The following is a 22,200-nucleotide window of genomic DNA, read 5'->3' as shown; positions in this document are numbered from 1 at the left end:
ACCAGCATGCCTGGGCGGGTGCGATGAGCCCGCGGGTGCTCGTGCTGGGCGGCACCGGCGAGGCGCGCCGACTGGCCACCGCGCTCGTCGCGGCCGGCGTCGACGTCCTGAGCTCGCTGGCCGGCCGGGTGGCCGACCCGGTGCTCCCGCCCGGTGAGGTCCGGGTCGGTGGGTTCGGCGGTGTCGAGGGGCTGGCGGAGGCGCTGGGGGAGGTCGACGCCGTCGTCGACGCGACGCATCCGTTCGCCGCGGCCATCACGCGCAACGCCGCGGCGGCGACCGCCGCCACCGGCACCCCGCTGCTGCGGCTGCAGCGCCCCGGCTGGTCGGCCGGCCCCGGCGACGACTGGCGTTGGGTGGACTCCCTCGAGGAGGCGGCCGGGTCGGTCCGGGACGCGGCGTCGATCTTCCTCACCACGGGCCGCCAGGGGCTCGCCGCCTTCGCCGGCCTGACCGGCGCGGTGCTGGTGCGCTCGGTCGACCCGCCGGACCCGCCGCTGCCGCCGCGCACCACCGTGGTGCTCGCCCGCGGGCCGTTCACCGTCGAGGAGGAGACGGCGCTCCTGCGCGAGCACGCCGTCGAGGTGCTGGTGACCAAGGACAGCGGCGGCGCCATGACGGCGGCCAAGCTCACCGCCGCCCGGGACCTGGGCGTCCCGGTGGTGCTGGTCCGCCGCCCGCCGCTGCCCGACGGGGTCCCGGTCGTCGCCACGGTCGAGAAAGCGCTGGACTGGCTGGCGGATACTCGACAGACGTGGAACCCCTGACCGAGCAACAGATCCGCCGCTCCTTCGTCAACTGCTCCAAGGGCGAGGCGAACTCGGTCACCCTGCCCCGCGAGCTCGACCAGCTGCCGTGGGAGGACCTGGAGCTGCTCGGCTGGCGGGACGCGAAGGCCCCGCTGCGCGGCTACCTCGTCGTCCGCCGGGAGGGCCGGCCGGTGGGCATCGCGCTGCGCGCCGCCGACACGAGGATGTCCAGCCGGACGGCGGCCATGTGCCTGCTCTGCCAGACCGCGCAGACCGGCGACGCCATCTCGCTGTTCACCGCCCGGCGCAGCGGCGAGTCCGGGCGCAACGGCAACACGGTCGGCACCTACATCTGCGCCGACCTGGGCTGCGCGCAGCGGGCGCGCACCGAGATCCCGCCGTGGCTGCGCGAGCGCGACCCGGACGAGGTCGCCGCGGAGCGGACGGCGGAGCTGCGCACGCGCGTGCACGGCTTCCTCGACTCGGTGCTCGGCTCCTGAGCGCGCTGCACGGCCGGCTGGTCCTGTTCGACCTCGACGGCACGCTCGTCGACTCCACCCCCGGCATCGGGGCGTCGGTCCGGGTCGCGACGGCGGAACTCGGCCTGCCGGAGCCGAGCCCGGCGCAGCTGCGCGACATGGTCGGCCCGCCGCTGCAGGACGGTTTCGCGCTCGTCCTCGGCGTCCCGGCCGACGACGTGCCGCGCGCCGTGGCCGCCTACCGGGCGCACTACTCGGCCGGGGCGCTGCTCGATGTCACCGTGTACGACGGCGTCCGCGACCTGCTGGCCGGGCTGCGCGCGGCGGGAGCGGTGCTGGCGGTCGCCACCAGCAAGCCGGAGCCGTTCGCCGTCCGGGTGCTCGAGCACACCGGGCTGCGCGACGCCTTCGCCTCGGTGCACGGCGCGACCCTCGACGGCGCCGTGCGGCACAAGGACCAGGTCGTGGCCGCCGCGCTCGCCGCGCACCCCGGGGGAGCGCGGCCGGTGCTGGTCGGCGACCGGGAGCACGACGTCCTGGGTGCCGCCGCCCACGGGCTGCCCTGCATCGGCGCCGGCTGGGGGCCGGCGCCGGACGAGCTGCGCGCGGCGGGTGCGGTCATAGCGGCCACCCCGGCGCAGGTCAGGGGCCTGCTCGCCGACGTGTAGTGCGCAACCGACCGGGGCACGGGGTCGACATGACCGAGACCGCGTCGCCCCTGACCGCCCTTGCCCTGATCTGCACCCTGTCGCCCTCCCCGAAGCCCTCGAGCAGCGAGAAGATGGCCCGCGAGGTGCTCGCGGCCCTCGCCGAGCACGGCGTCACCGGCGACGTCGTCCGCGTCGTCGACCACGACGTGAAGCCCGGCGTCGAGGTGGACATGGGCGAGGGCGACGCCTGGCCGGCGATCCGCGGGCGGATGATGGCCGCCGACATCCTGGTCGTCGCCACCCCGACCTGGGTGGGGCACATGAGCAGCGTCGCCCAGCGGGTGCTGGAGCGGCTGGACGGGGAGCTGTCGGAGACCGACGACTCCGGCCGGCCCCTGGTCACCAGCAAGGTCGCGGTCACCGCCGTCGTCGGCAACGAGGACGGCGCGCACAAGATCACCGCCGACCTGATGCAGGGCCTCAACGACATCGGCTTCACGATCCCGGCCCAGGGCGGGACGTACTGGAACGACGAGGCGATGGGCAGCCGCGACTACCTCGACCTCGACGAGACCCCGGAGGCGGTCGCCTCCACCACGACGACCCTCGCGGAGAACGCCGCGCACCTGGCGCGGGCGCTCAAGGCCACCCCGTACCCGGGGCGCTGACCGCTCAGGCGACGAGCGAGCGGGCGGGCTCCGCGGCTGCGGCGTCCGCCCGCCGGACGCTGCGGCGGCGCAGCAGGACGCCGGCCACCGCCGTCAGCGCTAGGACGACGAGGACGCCGGCGTACACCTCGGCGACCGTCCGGAGCCCGACCGAGGAGGAGACGGTGCCGGCGACGATCGCCGGGACGCTGAAGCTGAGGTAGCCGACGACGAAGACCGCCGACAGCAGCCCGGCCCGCTCCGCCGGCGCGACCCCGGCGGTGATGGTGGCGACGGCGCCGAGGAAGGAGAGCCCGAAGCCGAGGCCGGAGACGACCGCGGAGGCGAACATGACCGCGATGGACTCCGTCAGCAGCGCGGCGATGGTGCCCAGGACGCCGGTGGCGAACAGCAGCGCGCCGCCGACCATCGCGCGCTCCCGCCCGACGTCGCGGCCGAGGATCGCACCGAGGGCCGCCGACCCCTGCTGCGCCAGCACCAGCAGGCTGCCGACGAGGTGGTCCTCGACGCCGAACACGTTCGCGGCCAGCGACGGGCCCAGGGAGAGGTAGAGGCCGCCGAGCGCCCACGCAGCGGCGACCACGGGCAGCGCCAGCACGAACCCGGGCCGCTGGGGGTGCGGCACCCGGACCGAGGGGCGCAGCGAGGCGAGGGCTCCCGGCGCGCGCGGGGAGGTCTCCGGCAGCAGCACCACCGAGGCCGCGGCGAGGACGAGGGCGACGGCGAGGACGGCGAACACCGAGCGGGTCGGCTCGGCGACGTACTCCACGACCACCGCGGCACCGACCGCCCCGGCCGACAGCCCGAACCCGGGGGAGGCGCTGTTGACCAGGTTCCCCAGCGGCCGGTCGGGGTGCTGGGAGTCGAGCAGGACCGCGCCGAGCGTCCCGGTCAGGGCGCCCATCGACAGGCCCTGGACGACGCGGGCGACCATCAGCCAGCCGACGCCGTCCGCGGTCAGGAAGAGCACCATCGCGCCGGCCATGAGCAGCAGGCCCCCGGCCAGCACCGGACGTCGTCCCACGTGGTCGGAGAGCCCGCCGACGACGAGCAGCGAGACCAGCAGCGCGAACGCGTAGATGCCGAAGACGACGGTCAGCGTGCCCGGGCCGAAGCCGAAGCGCTCCGAGTAGACGCGGTAGAGCGGCGTCGGCACCCCCGAGGCGGCCAGGGCCAGGAGCAGCAGGCCGGCGGCCGTCCAGAACGCGGGCGCGCGCGAGAGCGTCGGGGAGGGCACGACCCTTCGCAAGGCGAACGATCCCGGGCGCATTCCCGCCCCGGGCGTGTCAGGCATGGGTACCGATACCCCCGCCTCCGGGCTCCGGGACAGGGGTATCGGTACCCATGCCTAGGCGGGGGCGGGGTAGGTCCGGGGCGTGTAGACGGCGCCCCCGGGGCCGACCCGGGTGCGCGAGGAGCCGACCAGCACCAGGCAGCGCATGTCGACGGTCTCGGGGTCGAGCTCGCCGAGGGTGGTGACCCGCACGCTCTCCTCCGGCCCGCCGACGTCGCGGCCGACCACGACCACCGTGTCGGCGTCGCGGACGTCGAGCAGCGCATTCTGCGCCTCGCCCAGCTGGTGCGGGCGGGCCTTGGACCGGGGGTTGTAGAGCGCGAGCACCAGGTCGGCCTGGGCGGCGTGCCGCAGCCGATCGAGGACGACCTCCCACGGCTTGAGCACGTCCGAGAGGCTGATGACCGCGAAGTCGTGGCCCAGCGGGGCGCCCACGCGGGAGGCCACCGCCTGCGCCGCGGTCAGCCCGGGGAGCACGCGGACGGCGACCCCGGCGAACTCCGGCCGGTCGGCCACCTCGAGCACCGCGGCGGCCATCGCGAAGACGCCGGGGTCACCGCTGGAGACGACCGCGACCCGGCGTCCGGACCGCGCGAGCTCCAGCGCGTGCGCCGCCCGCTCGGCCTCGACGCGGTTGTCGCTGGCGTGCCGGGTCTGCCGCGGGTTGACCTCCACCCGGTCCAGGTAGGGGCCGTAGCCGATGAGGTCGTCGGCGGCGGCGAGGGCCGCGGCGACCTCCGGCGTCGTCCACGAGCGCTGGCCGGGGCCCAGGCCGACCACGACGACCTCGCCGGTGCGCGGCCGGTCCTCGTCGTACTGCTCGGGGCCGGGGGTGGGCTCGGTCAGCGGGCTGGGCAGCAGCGCGAGGGAGAAGTACGGCACGGTGTCCGGGTCGACCTCGGCCAGCGGCATGGTGCGCTGGCGCTCGGTGGTCGCCCGCTCCACGTACAGCGCCCGGTCGAGCACGCCCGCCTCCTCGAAGGCGTCGCGCACCGAGCGGAACGTGCGGCCGAGCTTCATCACCGCGGCCGAGTCGGTGGTCGCCAGCCACTCGGCGAGCTCCTCGGTGGGCAGCGTGCCGGGCAGCACGGTGAGCACCTCGTCGCGCTCCACCAGCGGCCGGCCGACCGCGGCGGCGGCGCCGCTGACGCTGGTCACGCCGGGCACGACCTCGGTCGGGTACCGGTGCGCCAGCCGCTTGTGCATGTGCATGTACGAGCCGTAGAAGAGCGGGTCGCCCTCGGCCAGGACGACGACGTCCCGGCCGGCGTCCAGGTGCGCGGCCAGGCGCGCGGCGGCGGCCTCGTAGAACTCGTCGATGGCGCCCTGGTAGCCGCCGGGGTGGTCGGTGGTCTCGGTGGTGACCGGGTAGACCAGCAGCTCCTCGACCTGGCCGGCGCGCAGGTAGGGCGCCGCCAGCGCCCGGGCCACCGACCGGCCGTGCTGCGCGGCGTGGAAGGCGACGACGTCGGCCGCGCCGATGAGCCGCGCGGCCTTGACCGTGACCAGCTCCGGGTCTCCGGGACCGAGCCCGACCCCGTACAGACGGCCGCTCATTCGACGTCGCTCGCGATCGCGTTGACCGCCGCCGCGGTCATCGCGCTGCCGCCGCGCCGCCCGCGCACCACCAGGTGCTCCAGGTCGGTGGCGGCCAGCGCGTCCTTGGACTCGGCGGCCCCGATGAAGCCGACCGGGATGCCGAGGACGGCGGCCGGCCGCGGCGCCCCGGCCTCGACCATCTCCAGCAGGTGGAACAGCGCCGTCGGCGCGTTGCCGATCGCCACCACGGCCCCCTCGAGCCGGTCGCGCCACAGCTCCAGCGCCGCGGCGCTGCGGGTGGTGCCGAGCTCGGCGGCCAGGCCGGGCACCCGCGGGTCGTTCAGCGTGCAGACGACGTCGTTGCCCGCCGGCAGCCGCTTGCGGGTCACGCCGGAGGCGACCATCTGCGCGTCGCAGAGCACCGGTGCCCCGGCGTCCAGCGCGGCCCGGGCGCGGGAGACCACGGCGGGGGAGAAGGCGACGTCGGGGACCAGGTCCACCTGGCCACAGGCGTGGATCATCCGGACCACGACCCGGGAGACGTCCTCGGGCAGCCCGGCCAGATCGGCCTCGGCGCGGATGGTGGCGAACGACTGCCGGTAGATCTCGGCGCCGTCCTTCTCGTAGGCGTACATCGGCCAGGAGGCTACGTGCCGGTAACACCGACATCGGGTTCGGGACGCCGTCGTGCGCGGGTACCGGGGTCGACATGGCCCTTCCCCGCGTCCTCGTCCTCGTCCTCGCCGGCGGCAAGGGCAACCGCCTCGAACTGCTGACCGAGACGCGCGCCAAGCCCGCCGTCCCCTTCGCCGGGGTCTACCGGCTCATCGACTTCCCGCTGTCCAACTGCCAGCACTCCGGCATCGCCGACGTGTGGGTCTCGGTGCAGTACCAGCCGCAGTCGGTGTCCGAGCACCTGGCCAACGGCCGCCCGTGGGACCTGGACCGCACCACCGGCGGGCTGATGATGCTGCCGCCGTTCCAGGGCAACGAGCGCGGCGGGTGGACCGAGGGCACCGCCGACGGGCTGTGGCGGCAGGCCGAGCTGGTCCGCGGCTTCGACCCCGACGCGCTCGTCGTCGTCAGCTCCGACGCCGTCTACAAGCTCGACTACCGGGAGGTCGTCGACGCCCACCTCGGCTCCGGCGCCGAGGTCACGATGGTGACCACCGAGGTCGCCGCCGACGACGCCGCGCGCTACGGGATCGTCCGGGTCGGGGACGACGGCCGGGTCGCCGATTACGCCTACAAGCCCGACGAGCCGGCGACGACGACGGCCACCAACGAGGTGTTCGTCTTCAGCCCGCGGCCGACCCTCGACCGGCTGGAGGCGCTGGCCGACGAGGTGGGGGACGACGGGCTCGAGGACCTCGGCTCGCACCTGCTGCCCGCCCAGACCGGGGACGGCGCCGCGCGCGCGTTCCGGTTCGACGGCTACTGGCGCGACGTCGGCACCGTGACCTCGTACTGGGAGGCGCACCAGGACTTCCTGGCCGAGGAGCCGCCGCTGGACCTCGACGAGCACGCGTGGCCGGTGCACACCCGCGGCGGCCGGCACAGCGCGGCGCGGGTGCTCGACGACGGGCGGATCGAGAACAGCCTGCTCTCCGGCGGGACGCGGGTCTCCGGCGACGTGCGCGGGTCGGTGCTCTCGCCCGGCGTGATCGTGGAGGCCGGCGCGACGGTCGTGGACTCGGTGCTGCTGCCCGGGGTGCGGGTGCGGGCGGGGGCCACGGTGACCCGCGCCGTGATCGACGACCGCGTGGACGTCGGCGGCGGCGCCTCGGTCGGTGGGGACGGCGACATCACGCTGGTCGGCCGCGGGGTGCGGGTCGAGGACGGCGCGGAGATCGCCGCCGGCGCCCGCTTCCCCGACCCCGAGTCCGATTGAGGAGCGTTTCGCGCGCGAAACGCTCCTCAGCCGATCGAGTAGCCGGCCGGCGTCGCGACGACGTCGACGACCTCGCCCCGCGGCCGGCCGCAGCGGCGTCCGCACCCGGCCCAGTGCTGGCGGGCGCCGCCGGCCGGCAGCGTCCCGGTGGCGACGGCGGAGGCGGCGTCGGCCCGCACGTCGGCCAGTGACTTCGCGCACCCCGGCCGGCCGGCGCAGGCGGTCACCTGCAACCACGGGCTGCCGGGGTCGAGGACGAGACCGGCGGCGGTGAGGGCGGCCGCCGCGGAGGCGTCCGGCAGGTCGGGGACGGCGACCGCGCGCCCCGGCGTCACCTGCAGACCCGTCGGCGCCGTGGCCGCGAGCAGCTCCGCCTGCGCCGCCGTCAGCCGGCCGAGCGGGACGACTGCCACGAGCGCCGTCCGCCCGTCGAGCTGGGGGACGACGCCGGCGCGGAGTGAGCCTTTCGCGCGCGAGAGTCCCCGGACCTCCGCGCGCGAAACGCTCATCGAGGTCCCCACTCGCTCGGCGACGCGGGCGGGGCCGTCGTCGAGCTCGGCGAGGCGCCACGCGGTGCTGGCCTGGGCGGTGCGCTCGGCGAGGAAGGCGCGGGTCGCCGCGAGGGCCAGCTCCACGGCGTCGGGCGGGGCGCACCGCAGCCCGCTGTCGGCTCCGGCGAGGGTCAGCGCCACGGTGCCGGCGTCGAGCGCGACCAGGCCGACGTCCCCACCGAGACCGGCGACGTCGCCGCGGCCGTCGTCGAGCGTGGCCAGGTACCGGCCGGGGAGGTCGGCCAGCGCGGGGTCGGCGCACAGCCCGGCGTCGAGCGCCGCGACCCACGGCGTGACGTCGAGCGTGCCGCCCGCCGTCCGTCCCGAGAGCGTGCTGGCCAGGACGTTGCGCACCCGCTCGTGCGTCTCGCTGGGCAGCAGCCCGGCGTCGGCCAGCCGGTCGCCCAGCGACGTCTCCGCGCCGGCCGGCAGCCCGCGCAGCTGGAGGTTGCCGCGGCTGGTCAGCTCCAGCGCGCCGTCGCCGAGCTCGCGGGCGGCGGCGGCCAGCACGCGCAGCTGGGCGGGGGAGACCAGGCCGCCGGGCACCCGCACGCGGGCCAGCCCGCCGTCGGCGGCGGCATGGGTCTGCAGCGCGCCGGGGCAGGCGTCGACGCGGTCGCGGAGGGGGCTGCTCATGACGGCAGCGAGGCTACGTGCCCCGCGGCCGCCACCTCATCGGTCGAACGACATCCAGACCCGACGGCGGTCGGCCCGGCTGCGCACCTCGGCCATGGCCGCCACCCGGCGCTGCTGGTCGGGGGTGGCCCGGTGCTGCACCACGGCCACCTCCGCGTCGCGCATCGCCCGCTCCGCGGCGTACTCCTGCGGCGTGGACGGCGACTCGTCCACGGGCTCGGGGTCGTCGTCGGCCGGCTTGGCGTACGGGCTGTCCGCGGGCAGGTTGCCGCTGACCCGGCCGTAGGCGCCCAGCAGCAGCAGGACGAGGCCGGCGACGACGGAGAAGACGACGTTGGGCCACCGGAAGGCGAGCACGTTCGCCCCGGTCTCCAGCACTGCGAGGTTGACCAGCGCCGAGAGCAGGAACAGCACACCGACGACGATCATGACGGTCGACGCGGTGCGGGGGCTGCGGAACGCGGAGAAGACGAGCACCGCGGCGGTGGCGATCGAGATCGTGGAGAGCAGGCCGTTGGAGCTCAGGCCCAGCACGTCCCCGCCGTCGGTGGAGAAGAAGTCGAGGCCGTCGAGCAGGCCGAGCACGCCGAACACGGCGATGACCGCGGCGACGACCAGCGCGCCGATGCGGTGCACCACCGGCACGCGCTGGCCGGGGGTGAGGGCGGTGGCCCCGGAGGCCCGGGTCCGGTGGGGGCGGGAGAGGTGCAGGGTCATGGCGGTCTCCTCGTTGTTCGGGACGACACCTGGGCTTCCGCGCCGCTCCGTACTCCGGATGCGCCCGTTAGGACGTGCGCCACGAAATCGTTCGCGACTCGGGCGTGTTGTCCGGGCATGACCACCCAGCCGTTCGAGATGGACCTGCACTCGGAGTACCTGCGCGCGGACCTGTTCCTCTCCATGGGGCAGCCGACCGAGGCCGCGCGGATCCTGGCGCCGGTGGTCGAGGCCGAACCGGCCAACGAGGCCGCGCTCGAACTGCTCGCCCGCAGCTACTTCGCCTCCGCGCAGCTCACCCGCGCCGAGGAGGCGCTCGGCCGGCTCGTGGAGCTCGCCCCGTCCAACGCCTGGGCCCGCCGCGCGCTGGCCCGCACCCTCGAGCGGCAGAGCCGGGGCGACGAGGCCGCCATCCACCACCGGCTGGCCGACGCCCTGGGCGCCACCCGCTGAGCCCGCTCCCGTGCGGAATGGCGGTTCTGCACCGTGCAGAACCGCCATTCCGCACACGGGTCCGCACGAACGGTCGTTGACCTCCAGTGGGCTGGAGGTCCTAGCGTCGCCGCCGTGAGCATGGAGATGACGGCGTGGTCGGCGCTGTCGAACGCGATGCACGGCCGCACCGAGCGCCGTCCGTTCTCGTGGTCGACCGTCCGCCGGGTCCTGGAGTTCGCCCGGCCGCACCGGCGCCGGATCGGTGCGTTCGTCGCCGTGGGCGTCGTCGAGGCCGTGCTCACCGTGGCGACGCCGCTGCTGGCCGGGCGGGTCGTGGACGCGATCGTCGAGGGCAGCGACACCTCGGTCGTGGTGTGGCTCGCGGTGCTCATCGCCGTCATCGCGGTCGCCGGCACCGGCCTGTCGCTGCTCGGCCGGTTCCTGTCGGCCAGCCTCGGCGAGGGGCTGATCCTCGACCTGCGCACCGCCGTCTTCGACCACGTGCAGCGGATGCCGGTCGCGTTCTTCACCCGCACCCGCACCGGCGCGCTGGTCTCGCGGCTGAACAACGACGTCATCGGGGCGCAGCGGGCGTTCAGCGACACGCTCGCCGGCGTCGTCAGCAACACGGTGACCCTGGTGCTGACCGGCGCGGTGATGCTGACGCTGTCGTGGCAGGTGACCGTGCTGTCCCTGCTGCTGCTGCCGGCGTTCCTGCTGCCGGCCCGGCGGATCGGCGCCCGGCTGGCCGACCTCGGGCGCGCCGCCGCCGACCACAACGCGGCGATGACCGACCAGACCACCGAGCGGTTCTCCGCGCCCGGCGCGACCCTCATCAAGCTCTTCGGGCGGCCCGACCGCGAGTCGGCGGAGTACGCCTCGCGCGCGGGCCGGGTGCGCGACATCGGCGTCCGGACGGCGATGGTGCAGTGGGCCTTCGTCAGCGCGCTGATGCTCGTCTCGGCGCTCGCCCTGGCGCTCGTCTACGGGCTCGGCGGCTACTACGCGCTGCGCGGCTCGCTGGACCCCGGCGCCGTGGTCGCCCTCGCGCTGCTGCTGACCCGGCTCTACGCACCGCTGACCGCGCTGGCCAGCGCCCGCGTGGACATCTCCTCGGCGATGGTCAGCTTCGAGCGGGTCTTCGAGGTGCTGGACCTGGAGCCGCTGGTCCGCGAGCGGCCCGACGCCCGTGACGTGCCCGAGGGCCCGGTGTCGGTGGAGTTCGACGGCGTGACCTTCGGCTACCCGTCGGCGGACAAGGTGTCGCTGGCCTCGCTGGAGGACGTCGCCCAGCTGGACTCCCGCGGCGGGGTCGACGTCCTGCACGACGTGTCGTTCACCGTCCAGCCGGGGCAGGTCGTGGCGATCGTCGGCTCCTCGGGGGCGGGGAAGTCCACGATCGCGTCGCTGCTGCCGCGGCTGTACGACGTCGACGCGGGCGCGGTCCGGCTGGGCGGGATCGACGTCCGCGACCTGTCGTTCGCCGCGATCCGCCGCACCCTCGGACTGGTCACCCAGGACGGGCACCTGTTCCACGAGTCGCTGCGGTCGAACCTGCTGCTGGCCGCGCCCGAGGCGACCGACGACGAGCTGTGGGCCGCACTGTCCCGCGCCCGGCTGGCCGACCTCGTGCACGCGTTGCCCGACGGGCTGGACACCGTGGTCGGCGAGCGGGGCTACCGGCTGTCGGGTGGCGAGCGGCAGCGGCTGACCATCGCCCGGCTGCTGCTCCCCCGCCCGCGCGTGGTGCTGCTCGACGAGGCCACCGCCCACCTGGACTCGACGTCGGAGGCCGCGGTGCAGGCCGCGCTGGACGAGGCGCTGGAGGGTCGTACGGCCATCGTCATCGCCCACCGGCTGTCGACCGTGCGGGCGGCCGACTGCATCCTCGTGCTGGAGGCCGGCCGGATCGTCGAGCGTGGCCGGCACGCGGAGCTGCTCGCCTCCGGCGGGCGCTACGCCGAGCTGTACCGCACCCAGTTCGAGGAGCCCGCCCCCGTCCTCACCCCGTGATCGCGGGCGGGGGAGGGGTGCCGCCCGGGGAGAGGCGCACCAGGGCGATCCGGCGGGACACCCGCGCCTGGTAGCCGTCGTAGGCGTCGCACCGGCCCATCAGCGCGTCCCACAGCCGCTGCCGGTCGGTGTCGGCGACGGCGCTCGCGACCACCGCGGTGCGGCGTCCGCCCACCTCCACCGCGCCCCGGGGATCGGCCCGGAGGTTCAGCCACCACTGCGGCTCGGCGTCGATCCCGCCGTTGGAGGCGGCCACCACGAGGTCCTCGCCGTCGCGGACGAAGAGGACCGGGGTCGTGCGCTCCCGGCCGGAGACGCGGCCGCGGGTGGTGAGCAGGACGACGTCCCCGCCGAGCCACCGGGCGCCGACCCGGCCGCCGGTCCGCCGCAGCACCCGCGTGTGCAACCGCGCGACGTGCCGGCTGACCAGGGTCAGGACCGCGTCGCGGGTCACCGGCCGAACACCAGGGCGTCGCGCCGCGCCGCGCGGCGGGCCATGAACCGGGCGACGGCGAGGAGGACCGGGTTGGCGCCGGGCAGGCGGCGCACCTGCTCGTCGGTCAGACCGTTCGCCACCCAGCCGAGCGTCGCGGGCACCTCGCGGGGCGTGTAGTCGGCGGCGAAGACCTCCCGGTCGAGCCGGTCCCAGTCCTCCTGCGTGAGGTACCGCTGCACCAGGGCCATGCCGTCGCGCTCCTCGCGGCCCAGGTGGGCGCCGAGGTCGTCGCGCAGTCGCGCCAGGGTGGTCGTCAGACGCTCGCGGGTGCCGGGTCCGGCGGTCCCGGCGGCCAGGGCGTCGAGGTCGGCCTGCGCGGCGGTGAGCAGCGGGTCGATGCCCGCGTGGTCGGCCTCCAGCGCGTCGAGCACGGTCCGGTCGGCGCCGCGCTCGGCGAGCAGGGGCCACATGCCGCGGTCCTCGCCGGAGTGGTGCTTGTGGAGGATCCCGGCGAACAGCGCGTAGCGGCGGGCCAGCAGTGCCCACCGGGCGCGGTCGTCGGGGTCGACCGTGGGGACGACGGCGGCGAAGGCGGCGGTGTCGCGCCGGTAGCCGCGGTGCATCAGGTACATGGCGGCGAGGTCGATCGGGCCCTCGGGGGCAGCGGCCTGACCCTCGAGCAGCAGCTGGGGAACGGCGGTCACGGTGTCCTCCCTATTGGGTAGAGCGTTAATAAAACGAATAGCGGCACGGTAAGGTCGAACCGTGTCGGAGGGCAAGAGGGTCTACCGCTCGTCCTTGCGGGCGGAGCAGGCCCGGCGGACGCGCGCCGCCGTGCTCGACGCGGCCGGACGCTGCTTCCTCGCCGACGGCTACGCGGCGACGACCATGAAGGACGTCGCCGCCGCCGCCGGGGTCTCGGTCCCGACCGTCTTCGCCCAGGGCGGCAAGGCGGCGCTGCTGCTGGCGTGCGTGGACCGCGCGATGGTGGGGGACGACGAGGAGGCCCCGCTCCTGGCGCGGGACCTGTTCGTGCGGCTGGCCGAGGCGCCCGACAAGGCGGGCAAGCTCGCAGCCCTCCGGGACATCGCCGCCGACCGCGGCCCGGCGGTGACACCGATGCTCCGGATGTTCGAGGCGGCCGCCGCGGCCGATCCCGAGGTCCGTGCGGCGTGGGTCGACTACGAGTCCCGTCGCTACGCCGACAGCCGGGCGATGGTGCAGATGCTGGCGCCGTGGCTGCGCCCGGACCTCGACGTCGACACGGCGGCCGAGACCTGGTGGGCGGTGTTCGGCATCGAGACCCCCGACCGGCTGATCCGGGAGCGGGGGTGGACCGGGCAGCAGTACGGGGAGTGGTTCGCCGACGCCGTCGACCGGCTGCTGCTGCGCTGAGCGTCGGAGGGTGCGGGCATGCTCCGCGCGTGCACACCCTCGCCACCGTGACCGCCGCCGTCCGGGCGGCGTGGTCGCGCGAGACCTGCGACGAGGTGGACCTGGCCGACTGGACGCCGGGCAACCCGGCACGCGGTCAGTGCGGGGTCACCGCGCTCACCGTCCAGGACCTGCTGGGCGGGGACCTGCTGCTGGCCGAGGTGCTGCACCCGGACGGCTCCCGGCAGGGCGTGCACTGGTGGAACCGGCTGCCCGACGGCCGCGAGGTCGACCTGACCAGCGAGCAGTTCGCGCCGCACGAGGTGGTGCAGCAGCCGCGGGTGGTGCCGCGGCCGCCCGGACCGCCGCGCCGGGGTGCGGCGCAGTACGCCGCGTTCCGGGCGGCCGTCGACGCGGCGCTGGCCGGTCGCTAGCGGGTGGGCGTCGCCACCACGCTGGCGGCGACCGCCTCGAGGGTCGCCCGGTCGAGGAACGCCAGCTGGGCGCGCTTCTCGCCGAGGTCGACCTGCGGGCCCAGCTCGAACCCGGTGCGGCGGACGCGGCTGCCGGCCCGCTCGTTGCCCGCGTCGGGCTCCACGACGACCCGGCGGACCCCCGGGTCGAGCAGCACGACCGCACCGAGGGCGGCCACCAGGCGGTCGGTGAACCCCTCCTCGCGGGCCGCGGCCGGCCCCATGAGCAGGTGGATGCCGAGGTCGCCGGGCTGCACCTCGTAGACCTCGGCGACCGGGTCCTCGGCCGGCTGGTAGGTCTGCAGCAGCGCGACCGGCGCCCCGTCGACCGACACCAGGTAGGCGTGGTGGGTGTCGAGGGAGTCGACGAACGCGTAGATGTCGCGCACCTGCTCCTCGCTGTGGTCGGTCATCCCCCAGAAGCGGGAGCGCTCCTCTCTCACCCAGGAGTGCACGAGCGGGGCGTCGCCGGCCGGGTCGAGCACGCGCAGGTCCATCGAGCGGCCGTCGCCGAACGGGTGGGTCCCCTCCGTCAGGCGGGCGTCGGTCAGGCGGGTGTCGGACATGGCGGCTCCTCGGAGGTCGGGGGGACGGGGACGAACGAGCCGGTGGCCCACAGCGGCGTCTGGTCCTCGGCGTGCGGCCCCGGCGCGCCGTCGGCGCCGAGCGGGACCACCCACCGGCCGGCGGCGCGGTCGGAGAGGTCCCACACGTAGCGGGCCACCGGGCCGCGCAGGCAGAGGTCGGTCAGGGCGGGCAGGGACACCGTGGCCTGCACGCAGTCGGTGTCGCCGTCCAGCGGGGTGCCGTCGGCGGGGCGGACGACGGCGTCCTGCCACGGCGTGCCGTCGAGGGAGTGCACGGTGTGCAGCCGGTGGGTCGCGCCCCACTCCGGCGCCGGGTCGCTGGCGGCGTCCACCAGCGCCTCGCGGACGAGCGCGCCGACGTCCACGCCGGAACCGGGGAGGACGGCGAGCAGTCGCTCCAGCGACGTCCCGACCCGCTCGGCGGGGGACAGCCACGGCGCCAGGACCCCGGGGACGCCCGCCGGCCGGTGCAGCGGGGCGAGCAGCGGCAGGCCGAGCAGCCGGCGCACCAGCGCGGATCGCCAGGCGGCGAAGGCCCCGGCGCCGACGGAGGTCGCGTCCATCCGCCCGTCCCAGTCCAGCGCCTCGGCGCGCAGGTCGGCGGCCGGGGTGCCGGCCGCGGGCCCGTCGGTGCGGGCCAGCAGGTCGAGCAGCCCCGTGGCGGGGGTGGCGGTGTCGAGGAGGACCGCGACCAGCTCGTCCGGCGTCAGGCCGGTGCGGTCCCCGACGAGGGCGCGGATACGGGCCGCGCGGTGCGGCCGGGCGAAGACGGAGCCGAACGCCGCCGTGTCGGGGCGCTCGTCGTTGGCCGTCACCGCGACGCCGTCCCAGGGGGCGTCGTCGGTCACCCGCAGGCCGGCGGGCATCGGGCACGTGCCGCGCCAGGCGTACGCCTGCTCCCAGGCCGGCACCGGGTACCAGCGGTTGGCGACGGCGCGGTCGGGCACCCGGCCGGCGACCAGCTGGCGCACGTCCCCGGTGGTGTCGGCGATCAGGTAGCTGTTCACCGGCTCGACCCACGACCCGAGTGCGGCCTCGACGTCGGCCGCCGTCCGGGCCCGCAGCAGCTGCGGCAGCGCCTCGAAGCCCAGCGCGGCGTCGACCCGGCTGGGCGCGCGCAGGCTGAGCGCCTCCGGCTCGCCGCCGGCTCCCTCCCACGAGGGGACGACGACCGGGCCGCGCGCGGTCTCGAGGGTCTCGACGTACACCGGCTCCGCGTCGCGGACGGCCAGCTCCACCGTCGCGACCTCGACCGGTTCCTCGCCGTCGGGGCCCAGTGCCCACACCCGGTCGCCGTCGCGGCGCAGCCGCTCGCGGTAGAGGTCCTGGTACTCGGCCATCGCGTTGGTGACCGCCCAGGCGACCGTGCCCGTGTGCCCGAAGTGGGCCACTCCCGGGACGCCGGGGAAGGCCAGCCCCACCACGTCGACGTCGTCGTCGGAGGCCACCAGGCGCACCTGCTGGTAGATGCCGGGTCGCTCCAGCAGCCGGTGCGGGTCCCCGGCCACCAGCGGCAGCCCGGACGCCGTCCGCGAGCCGGTCACCGCGACGGCGTTGCTGCCGTCGGGGGGACCGAGGCCCAGCGCCCCGGCCAGCTCCCGGCCCAGCCCGGGGCCGAAGGACCGCACCAGGTGCCCGCGCCAGACCTTCGAGCCGATCGAGCCGAAGAGGACGTGGTGGACACCGAAGACGCCCAGCGGGGTCCAGGGCCGCCACTCGCCGTGCCCGCCGGTCGGGAAGCCGAGCGCCCGCAGCTCCGGGGAGCGGGCCGCGCCCTCGGCCAGCCCGTCGCGCACCCCGTCGACGTAGGCGGTGATCCACCGCTGCGTCGCCGGGTCCAACGCCTCGAAGCAACGGCGGGCGGTGTCGTCCAGCCGGGCGCGGGCGGCGAAGGCGTCCCACTCGATCTCGCTCGCGCCGACGTGCGCGGCCAGCGTCGCCTCGCTGCGCCACCGCTCCACCTCGAGCTGCCAGGCCCGGTCCACCGCGGTGACGCGGCCCTGCTCCCGGGCGAGGTCGTCGAGCGACCCCGCCCGGACCGTCGGCACGCCCCAGGCGTCGCGGGTTGTCGTCACGGTCGGTACCGCGCGACCGGGTTGGCCAGGGTGCCGGCGTACTGCAGGGAGGAGGCCTGGTCGGCGAGGTCGACCATCTGCAGGGTGTTGCGCAGCTGCAGCCGGTTCAGGCAGGAGTGCGCGAACTCCGGGGTGAACAGGTCGAACCGCCGGTGCAGGTCGGGGTGCGCCTCGCGGTGGCCCAGCAGGCACTCGGCGACGACGCCCCAGACCTCCTCGGCCGAGAGCAGCCCGTCGGTGTCCAGCACCGTGGCCAGGTAGCGGAGGAACCCGTCGAAGACGTCGGTGAACACCGACAGCAGCCGCACGTCGTCGGGCAGGTCCACGCGGACCCGCTCGACGTCGGCCGGCAGCGGCCGGTCCCCGAAGACGGCGACCTCCTCGCCGATGTCCTTCATGAGGACACGGTGGGGCACGGAGTCGCGCAGCACGAGGATCACGTTCTCGCCGTGCGGCATGAACGCGAGGTCGTGCGCGAGCAGGCAGTGCAGCACCGGCCGCAGGTAGGCGTCGAGATAGGTGCGCAGCCAGGCCCGTGGCTCGAGACCGGAGTCGGCGATCAGCCCGCCGACCAGCGACCGGCCCTCGGCGTCGCGGTGCAGCAGGGCGGCCATGGTCATGGCCCGCTCGTCGGCCGCCAGGCCCGGCACCGGGCTCTCCCGCCACAGCGCGGCGACCATCCGCTGGTAGGGGGAGCGCACCCCGCGCGCGGCCATCCGGTGGTAGGCGTCGCCGGTGTACCCGATCGAGGCCAGCTCGCGGAGGATCCCGAAGCCGCCCAGGTCCGGGTCGCCGGCGACCACCCCGGCCACCCAGTCGTTGATCGCCGGCGTGCTGCGCATGTAGGCCGGCGAGAGGCCGCGCAGGAAGCCCATGTTCTGGATCGCCAGGGCGACCTTCACGTAGTGCCGGTCGGGGCGGTCCAGGTCGAAGAACGTGCGGATCGACTGCTGGGCCTGGTAGCGGTCCTCGCTGGTCCCCACCGGCACGAGATCGCGCCGGCCGAGGTCCGCGGCGAAGGTGACCGCCAGCCGGTGCTCCCACTGCCAGGGGTGCACCGGCAGGTAGCGGTAGTCGTCCGGGTCGAGCCCCAGCGACCGCAGCCGGCCGGCGAACCGGTCCAGCAGCTCCGGGCCGAGCTGGCCGGTGTAGAGCCCCGCCTCGTCGACGCCGGCGCCCAGCGCCAGGTGGGTGAGCGCCCGTCGGGCCGCCACCCAGACCAGCCGCACCGGCGTCCCCGCCTCGGGGGCGTAGGCCGTGCAGTCGGTCAGCCCGAAGCCGATCCGGCCGTTGTTGGCGACGAAGGCGGGGTGCCCCTCGGTCATCGACCGCTCGACGGTCTGCAGGTCGGCGCGGGCCAGCTCCCGGGCGTCGGCGCGGCGGTGGTGCAGCTTCCAGGCCGCGCCGGCCAGCGTGGCGCTGACCTCCTCGAGGTAGGTGCCGAGCAGGGGGTCGGGGATGCCGAGGTCGGCCTGCAGCTCGTCGACGAGCGCGAGGGCGTCCAGCGGTGCGTCGGCGCCGTCGACGGTGCGGGTGACCGAGGCCGGGTCGACGTCCCAGTGCTCCAGCGGCAGCACCCGCGCGGCGAACCGGTAGACGGTGCCGGGCGCGGTGGTCAGCGACCACCACGTGCGTCCGTCCGGACCGTCGGTGCGAACCGGCGCGACGAGGCGCTCGTGGGCGAACTCCGACAGCGCCTTGGTGACGACGTGCCGGTGCGCCCGGTCCATCGCCGCCGGCTCCAGGTGGTCGGCGCCGATACCCGACCGCTCCGCGACGGCGGTCACGACAGCACCCCGGCGAGCTGGCTCGCCGCGAAGGCCTCGGGCGTGCAGGTGCTCAGCATCGCCGTCTTGTGCCCGAGGTCCAGCGGGCCGTGCTCGACGAAGCCGGCCGCCCGGTTCTTCGCCCGGATCGCCGCGTTGCGCGCGTCGGGCTCCACGACGACGCGGCGCACCCCGGGCAGGTCCAGGCAGAACCGCACGACCGCCGCGAAGACGGCGGAGGTGAGCCCGGGGACGGGATCGGCGGCGGGCGGTGCGACGAGCACGTGCATCCCGACGTCCCCCTCCTCGGCCGGCCATCTCCCGGTGAGCTCGCGCAGGCGCGGGTCGTAGGTCTCGGCGAGGAACGTCGGGACGCCGTCCACCCGGCCGAGCCACGCGTCGTGGTGCGGATCGGCGGTGATCGCCGCGTAGGCGTCGCGCACGCCGGCCGGCGAGGCGCCCTGCATGAGCCAGTACGCCGAGCGGGGGTGGGTGACCCACGCGTGCAGCAGGTCCAGGTCGCGGTCGACGTCCAGCGGCTCCAGCGTGACCGCCCCGACCCGGGTGCGGCCGGTCCAGGGGACGACGGCGGTCATCGGGCCGCCCCCACCGGGATCTCGCTCTCGGCGAGGCCGAACTCCTGGTAGGCGATGTGCTCCTCGACGGCGTAGACCTCGCGGCCGCAGATCGCGTTGAGGATCACCGAGTTGCGGTAGGCGCCCATACCGAGGTCCGGCGCGATGAGGCTGTGGGTGTGCTCCTCGGCGTTCTGCACGAAGACCTCCCGGCCGGTTCCGTCGACCGAGTGGTCGAGGGCGACGTCGTAGCGGCCGCGGGCGTCCCACCGGATGCGGTCGCGGACCGGCTCCAGGAACTCCGGTACCCGGGCGCGGTAGCCGGTGGCCAGCACCAGCCCGCGCGACGTCCTCGTGCCGGTGCGGTCGGACTCGGCGTGGTGCAGCCGCAGCGCGTACTCGCGGCGGTCGACGTCCCACTCGGCGCCGACGACGTCCACGCCGGTCAGCAGCGACGTCGGCACCTCGCCGCGCCGTCCGGTGCGGTAGAGCGTGTCGTAGATGGCGTCGACGAGGTCGGCGCTGATGCCCTTGTAGAGGTGCCGCTGCTCGCGGGCCAGGGCGTCGCGCCGGGCCATCGGCAGGCCGTGGTGGTAGCGGGCGTACTCGGGGGAGGTCATCTCCAGGGTCAGCTTGGTGACCTCCATCGGGAAGAACCGCGGCGACCGGGTCACCCAGTCGACGCGGTAGCCCAGCCGGTCGGCCTCGGTCAGCAGGTCCAGGTAGACCTCCGCCGCGCTCTGCCCGCTGCCGACGACGGTCACGTGCCCGAGCGTCTGCAGCTCCTCCTTGTGCTGGAGGTACTCCGCGGCGTGCCAGGCCGGGCCCGGCAGGTCCCGCAGCGGCTCGGGCCGCCACGGCGCCGTCCCCACCCCGAGGGCGAGTCGCCGCCCGCGGTGCAGCTCGACCTCGCCGGTGCGCACGTTCCGGGCGTGCACGACGTACGCGTCGCCGTCGTGCTCGACCCGCTCGACGCGGCGCCCCCACCGCAGCCCGGGGACGCGCTCGGCCACCCACCGGCAGTAGGCGTCGTACTCCGCCCGCAGCGGGTGGAAGTCCTCGCGGATGTAGAAGGGGTAGAGCCGGCCGGTCGCCTTGAGGTAGGCCAGGTAGGAGTACGGCGAGGTCGGGTCGGCCATGGTCACCAGGTCGGCGAGGAACGGGACCTGCAGCGTGGTTCCCTCGATGAGCATCCCGGGGTGCCAGGAGAACTCCTCGTGCTCGTCGAGGAAGAGCCCGTCGATCTCCGGCACCGGGGCGCTGAGCGCGGCGAGGCCGAGGTTGAACGGCCCGATGCCGACGCCGATGAGGTCGTGCACGGTCACGCCAGCACCTCCTCGCGGGCGCGGACCGGCGCGGCGGGGACGCCGAGCAGGTCGTCGCCGACCTCCCGGACGAGGTCCACGACGGTGCGGACATCGTCAAGGGTGCTGGCCGGGTTGAGCAGCGTGAACTTCAGCCACGGGCGGCCGTCGACGACGGTGCGGGCGACGATCGCCTCGCCCTCCTCGAACAGCCGCTCGCGGATCGCGGCGACCAGCCGGTCGGCGGCGGCCGGGTCGAGCCGGCCGTCCGGGCCGACCGGGCGGTAGCGGAAGAGGACCGTGCTCAGCGTCGGCGCGCTGTGCACCTCGAACCGCGGGTCGGCGAGCAGGTCCGCGTGCACCTGCGTGGCCAGGTCCAGGCAGGCGTCGAAGGAGTCGCCGATGGCGTCGGCGCCCATCGCCCGCAGGGTCACCCACAGCTTCAGGGCGTCGAACCGGCGGGTGGTCTGCAGGCTGCGGTCGACCTGGTTCGGCGCCCGCTCACCGCGCGGGTTCAGGTAGGCGGCGTGGTGGGTGACGTGCCGCAGCGTCGCGCCGTCGCGGACCAGCACCGCCGAGCACGCCACCGGCTGGAAGAAACCCTTGTGGAAGTCGACGGTCACCGAATCGGCGCGCTCGATGCCGTCGAGCAGGTGCCGGCGGCGGCGGGAGACCAGCAGCGCGCCGCCGTACGCGGCGTCGACGTGCATCCAGGCGCCGTGGTCGGCGCAGACGTCGGCGATCGCCGGAAGTGGGTCGATGCGGCCCAGGTCGGTGGTGCCGGCGGTGGCGACCACCGCCATGACGACGTCGCCGGCCGCCCGCACCGCCGCGGCGGTCGTGCGCAGGGCCGCCGGGTCCATCCGGTCGCCGGCGTCGGTGGGGACCGCGACGACCGCGTCGGCGCCGAGCCCGAGCAGGCGGGCGGACTTGGTGACGCTGAAGTGGGCCTGGCCGCTGGCGAGGATGCGCAACCGCGCGCCCTCGGGCAGGGCGCCGCCGGGCAGGCGGGCGAGGGTCTCGTCCCGGGCGAGGAGCAGGGCCTGCAGGTTCGACTGGGTGCCGCCGCTGGTGAAGACGCCGTCCGCGCCGGGGCCCAGGCCCGCCCGCCCGGCGGTCCAGGCGATCAGCCGGCGCTCCATGAGCGTGGCGGTCGTCGACTGGTCGTAGGTGTCGACCGAGGTGTTGACCGCGGAGGCGAGCAGGTCGGCGGCCAGCGCGGGGATGGCGACCGGGCAGTTCAGGTGGGCCACGTAGCCGGGCTCGTGGAACCACACCGCGTGCTCGAGGTAGAGGCGGGAGGTCTCCTTGACCGCGGAGAAGGTGTCACCCAGCGGCGCGTCGAGGTCGACGCTCGCGACGAGCTCCTCGAGGTCCTGCTGCGGAGCCCCCGAGCGGGGCCGGCGGACCACCCGGACGCGGTCGGCGAGGGCCCCCAGCGTCGAGGTCACGACGGCGGCGTAGTGGTCGACCGTCGCGCCCGAGAACAGGTGCGTCGTGGGTGGCTGCTCCGACACTCAGGTACCCCTTATCTAGGTAAGCCTCACCTAACTCGGGCCGGACACTACACAGCGGTCCGGACGCCGGACCAGGGGTCTGGATCGCCCCCCTGGACCCCCGGCTCGTCGCGCCGGCCTGGCCGGACCGCCGTCCGCACGAGATCAGCGCCGGCGAGCTGCAGCGGGTGGACCCGGCCCGCGCGCTGCTCGCCCGGCCCCGCTACCTGGTCGCCGACGAGATCACCGCGAGCCTCGACGCGGTCACCCAGGCTCGGATCTGGCAGTAGCCCCTGGAGCCGGTCGCCGACCGGGTCGGCGACTGGCAGCCTGTGTCCGCCGACCAGGAACGGCACGCCCGCCGGGTACCGTCGCCGCACCGCGGCAGTGCACCCGAGGAAGCCGGTGAGAACCCGGCGCGGTCCCGCCACTGTGAGCCCCGACCGGGGCGCAGCCAGACACTCGGTGCTGCCGTACCGACGACCCGGGGCG

22 protein-coding genes and 1 riboswitch are annotated in these 22,200 nt (G+C 75.6%); of the genes, 9 read left to right on the top strand and 13 right to left on the bottom strand.

What is annotated here, in order from left to right; translation table 11 throughout:
* Nucleotides 1-23 precede the first annotated feature (23 nt).
* From DQ240_RS15485 to DQ240_RS15470, 4 genes are read left to right on the top strand one after another with little or no spacing between them, the layout of a single operon-like run.
* Entirely contained in the window at nt 24-767 is a 744-nt protein-coding gene (locus tag DQ240_RS15485) for a cobalt-precorrin-6A reductase (RefSeq protein WP_113840510.1), read from the top strand.
* Nucleotides 755-1,249: an FBP domain-containing protein gene (locus DQ240_RS15480; protein ID WP_113840509.1), complete on the top strand. Its 495-nt coding sequence runs from the start codon at nt 755-757 to the stop codon at nt 1,247-1,249. The genes DQ240_RS15485 and DQ240_RS15480 overlap by 13 nt, the downstream gene beginning before the upstream one ends.
* The gene (locus DQ240_RS15475; protein WP_113840565.1) at nt 1,246-1,896 is read left to right on the top strand and encodes an HAD hydrolase-like protein; all 651 of its coding nucleotides are present in this window, start codon (nt 1,246-1,248) and stop codon (nt 1,894-1,896) included. The genes DQ240_RS15480 and DQ240_RS15475 overlap by 4 nt, the downstream gene beginning before the upstream one ends.
* A 29-nt stretch (nt 1,897-1,925) precedes the next feature.
* Entirely contained in the window at nt 1,926-2,546 is a 621-nt protein-coding gene (locus DQ240_RS15470; RefSeq protein ID WP_113840564.1) for a flavodoxin family protein, read from the top strand.
* 4 nt (nt 2,547-2,550) lie between these two features.
* On the opposite strand, the gene DQ240_RS15465 is transcribed toward DQ240_RS15470, so the two are convergent.
* From DQ240_RS15465 to DQ240_RS15455, 3 genes are all read right to left on the bottom strand, one after another.
* Nucleotides 2,551-3,783: an MFS transporter gene (locus DQ240_RS15465; RefSeq protein ID WP_233498745.1), complete on the bottom strand. Its 1,233-nt coding sequence runs from the start codon at nt 3,781-3,783 to the stop codon at nt 2,551-2,553.
* Between the two features lie 111 nt (nt 3,784-3,894).
* Nucleotides 3,895-5,397 carry a precorrin-2 C(20)-methyltransferase gene (locus DQ240_RS15460; RefSeq protein ID WP_113840507.1) on the bottom strand — a complete coding sequence of 501 codons (1,503 nt, stop codon included), beginning with the start codon at nt 5,395-5,397 and terminating at the stop codon, nt 3,895-3,897.
* Complete coding sequence (locus DQ240_RS15455; RefSeq protein ID WP_113840506.1) at nt 5,394-6,014, bottom strand: precorrin-8X methylmutase; 621 nt, start codon at nt 6,012-6,014, stop codon at nt 5,394-5,396. The genes DQ240_RS15460 and DQ240_RS15455 overlap by 4 nt, the downstream gene beginning before the upstream one ends.
* Before the next feature lie 74 nt (nt 6,015-6,088).
* On the opposite strand from DQ240_RS15455, the gene DQ240_RS15450 reads away from it, so the two are divergent.
* Entirely contained in the window at nt 6,089-7,270 is a 1,182-nt protein-coding gene (locus tag DQ240_RS15450) for a glucose-1-phosphate adenylyltransferase family protein (RefSeq protein ID WP_113840505.1), read from the top strand.
* 26 nt (nt 7,271-7,296) lie between these two features.
* Here DQ240_RS15450 and DQ240_RS15445 read toward each other — a convergent pair whose 3' ends face one another.
* Together DQ240_RS15445 and DQ240_RS15440 are read right to left on the bottom strand one after the other, a co-directional pair.
* The gene (locus tag DQ240_RS15445; RefSeq protein ID WP_113840504.1) at nt 7,297-8,457 is read right to left on the bottom strand and encodes a nitrite/sulfite reductase; all 1,161 of its coding nucleotides are present in this window, start codon (nt 8,455-8,457) and stop codon (nt 7,297-7,299) included.
* Between the two features lie 36 nt (nt 8,458-8,493).
* Complete coding sequence (locus DQ240_RS15440) at nt 8,494-9,174, bottom strand: DUF4383 domain-containing protein (RefSeq protein WP_113840503.1); 681 nt, start codon at nt 9,172-9,174, stop codon at nt 8,494-8,496.
* 117 nt (nt 9,175-9,291) lie between these two features.
* Here DQ240_RS15440 and DQ240_RS15435 point away from each other — a divergent pair, with 117 nt between their 5' ends.
* Both DQ240_RS15435 and DQ240_RS15430 read left to right on the top strand, forming a co-directional pair.
* Complete coding sequence (locus tag DQ240_RS15435; protein ID WP_199589337.1) at nt 9,292-9,627, top strand: tetratricopeptide repeat protein; 336 nt, start codon at nt 9,292-9,294, stop codon at nt 9,625-9,627.
* A 120-nt stretch (nt 9,628-9,747) separates the two neighbouring features.
* On the top strand, nt 9,748-11,622 hold the full coding sequence (locus DQ240_RS15430) for an ABC transporter ATP-binding protein (RefSeq protein ID WP_199589340.1): 1,875 nt from the start codon (nt 9,748-9,750) through the stop codon (nt 11,620-11,622).
* Here the strand turns inward: DQ240_RS15430 and DQ240_RS15425 are convergent.
* Both DQ240_RS15425 and DQ240_RS15420 read right to left on the bottom strand, forming a co-directional pair.
* Nucleotides 11,612-12,076, bottom strand: coding sequence for a nitroreductase/quinone reductase family protein (locus DQ240_RS15425; protein WP_158548740.1), 465 nt, complete (start codon nt 12,074-12,076; stop codon nt 11,612-11,614). The genes DQ240_RS15430 and DQ240_RS15425 overlap by 11 nt on opposite strands.
* The gene (locus tag DQ240_RS15420) at nt 12,073-12,762 is read right to left on the bottom strand and encodes a hemerythrin domain-containing protein (protein WP_113840501.1); all 690 of its coding nucleotides are present in this window, start codon (nt 12,760-12,762) and stop codon (nt 12,073-12,075) included. The genes DQ240_RS15425 and DQ240_RS15420 overlap by 4 nt, the downstream gene beginning before the upstream one ends.
* A gap of 61 nt (nt 12,763-12,823) precedes the next feature.
* Between DQ240_RS15420 and DQ240_RS15415 the strand changes: the two genes are divergently transcribed.
* Together DQ240_RS15415 and DQ240_RS15410 are read left to right on the top strand one after the other, a co-directional pair.
* On the top strand, nt 12,824-13,453 hold the full coding sequence (locus DQ240_RS15415) for a TetR/AcrR family transcriptional regulator (protein WP_113840500.1): 630 nt from the start codon (nt 12,824-12,826) through the stop codon (nt 13,451-13,453).
* A gap of 29 nt (nt 13,454-13,482) precedes the next feature.
* On the top strand, nt 13,483-13,866 hold the full coding sequence (locus tag DQ240_RS15410; protein ID WP_113840499.1) for a hypothetical protein: 384 nt from the start codon (nt 13,483-13,485) through the stop codon (nt 13,864-13,866).
* Here the strand turns inward: DQ240_RS15410 and DQ240_RS15405 are convergent.
* Genes DQ240_RS15405 through DQ240_RS15385 form a run of 6 tightly spaced genes read right to left on the bottom strand, consistent with a single transcriptional unit; the run spans nt 13,863 to nt 21,729 of the window.
* A complete protein-coding gene (locus DQ240_RS15405) occupies nt 13,863-14,471 on the bottom strand; it encodes a GNAT family N-acetyltransferase (RefSeq protein WP_113840498.1) in 609 nt (202 codons plus the stop codon). The two genes, DQ240_RS15410 and DQ240_RS15405, sit on opposite strands and share 4 nt — an antisense overlap.
* Complete coding sequence (locus tag DQ240_RS15400) at nt 14,453-16,567, bottom strand: penicillin acylase family protein (protein ID WP_113840497.1); 2,115 nt, start codon at nt 16,565-16,567, stop codon at nt 14,453-14,455. Before DQ240_RS15400 ends, DQ240_RS15405 begins: the two co-directional genes overlap by 19 nt.
* Nucleotides 16,564-18,354, bottom strand: coding sequence for an IucA/IucC family siderophore biosynthesis protein (locus tag DQ240_RS15395; protein WP_233498744.1), 1,791 nt, complete (start codon nt 18,352-18,354; stop codon nt 16,564-16,566). The genes DQ240_RS15400 and DQ240_RS15395 overlap by 4 nt, the downstream gene beginning before the upstream one ends.
* The gene (locus tag DQ240_RS23650; protein WP_199589336.1) at nt 18,351-18,929 is read right to left on the bottom strand and encodes a GNAT family N-acetyltransferase; all 579 of its coding nucleotides are present in this window, start codon (nt 18,927-18,929) and stop codon (nt 18,351-18,353) included. Before DQ240_RS23650 ends, DQ240_RS15395 begins: the two co-directional genes overlap by 4 nt.
* A complete protein-coding gene (locus tag DQ240_RS15390) occupies nt 18,926-20,233 on the bottom strand; it encodes a lysine N(6)-hydroxylase/L-ornithine N(5)-oxygenase family protein (RefSeq protein WP_113840496.1) in 1,308 nt (435 codons plus the stop codon). The genes DQ240_RS23650 and DQ240_RS15390 overlap by 4 nt, the downstream gene beginning before the upstream one ends.
* On the bottom strand, nt 20,230-21,729 hold the full coding sequence (locus DQ240_RS15385) for an aspartate aminotransferase family protein (protein ID WP_304550499.1): 1,500 nt from the start codon (nt 21,727-21,729) through the stop codon (nt 20,230-20,232). Before DQ240_RS15385 ends, DQ240_RS15390 begins: the two co-directional genes overlap by 4 nt.
* 374 nt (nt 21,730-22,103) lie before the next feature.
* A riboswitch (cobalamin riboswitch) is annotated at nt 22,104-22,172 on the top strand.
* The last annotated feature ends 28 nt before the right edge of the window (nt 22,173-22,200 follow it).

Origin of the sequence: Blastococcus sp. TF02A-26, assembly GCF_003319125.1 — a bacterium.
Lineage (GTDB): Bacteria > Actinomycetota > Actinomycetes > Mycobacteriales > Geodermatophilaceae > Trujillonella.
The sequence above is the reverse complement of the archived record's forward strand: the minus strand, read 5'-3'. Positions and strand labels throughout refer to the sequence as shown.

What these genes read in the sequence shown, in the direction of transcription:
- DQ240_RS15435 (WP_199589337.1), top strand. Translation starts at nt 9,292, where the DNA reads ATGACCACCCAGCCGTTCGAGATGGACCTGCACTCGGAGTACCTGCGC.
- DQ240_RS15470 (WP_113840564.1), top strand. Translation starts at nt 1,926, where the DNA reads ATGACCGAGACCGCGTCGCCCCTGACCGCCCTTGCCCTGATCTGCACC.
- DQ240_RS15485 (WP_113840510.1), top strand. Translation starts at nt 24, where the DNA reads ATGAGCCCGCGGGTGCTCGTGCTGGGCGGCACCGGCGAGGCGCGCCGA.
- DQ240_RS15445 (WP_113840504.1), bottom strand. Translation starts at nt 8,457, where the DNA reads ATGAGCAGCCCCCTCCGCGACCGCGTCGACGCCTGCCCCGGCGCGCTG.
- DQ240_RS15460 (WP_113840507.1), bottom strand. Translation starts at nt 5,397, where the DNA reads ATGAGCGGCCGTCTGTACGGGGTCGGGCTCGGTCCCGGAGACCCGGAG.
- DQ240_RS15455 (WP_113840506.1), bottom strand. Translation starts at nt 6,014, where the DNA reads ATGTACGCCTACGAGAAGGACGGCGCCGAGATCTACCGGCAGTCGTTC.
- DQ240_RS15405 (WP_113840498.1), bottom strand. Translation starts at nt 14,471, where the DNA reads ATGTCCGACACCCGCCTGACCGACGCCCGCCTGACGGAGGGGACCCAC.
- DQ240_RS15450 (WP_113840505.1), top strand. Translation starts at nt 6,089, where the DNA reads ATGGCCCTTCCCCGCGTCCTCGTCCTCGTCCTCGCCGGCGGCAAGGGC.
- DQ240_RS23650 (WP_199589336.1), bottom strand. Translation starts at nt 18,929, where the DNA reads ATGACCGCCGTCGTCCCCTGGACCGGCCGCACCCGGGTCGGGGCGGTC.
- DQ240_RS15430 (WP_199589340.1), top strand. Translation starts at nt 9,748, where the DNA reads ATGGAGATGACGGCGTGGTCGGCGCTGTCGAACGCGATGCACGGCCGC.
- DQ240_RS15440 (WP_113840503.1), bottom strand. Translation starts at nt 9,174, where the DNA reads ATGACCCTGCACCTCTCCCGCCCCCACCGGACCCGGGCCTCCGGGGCC.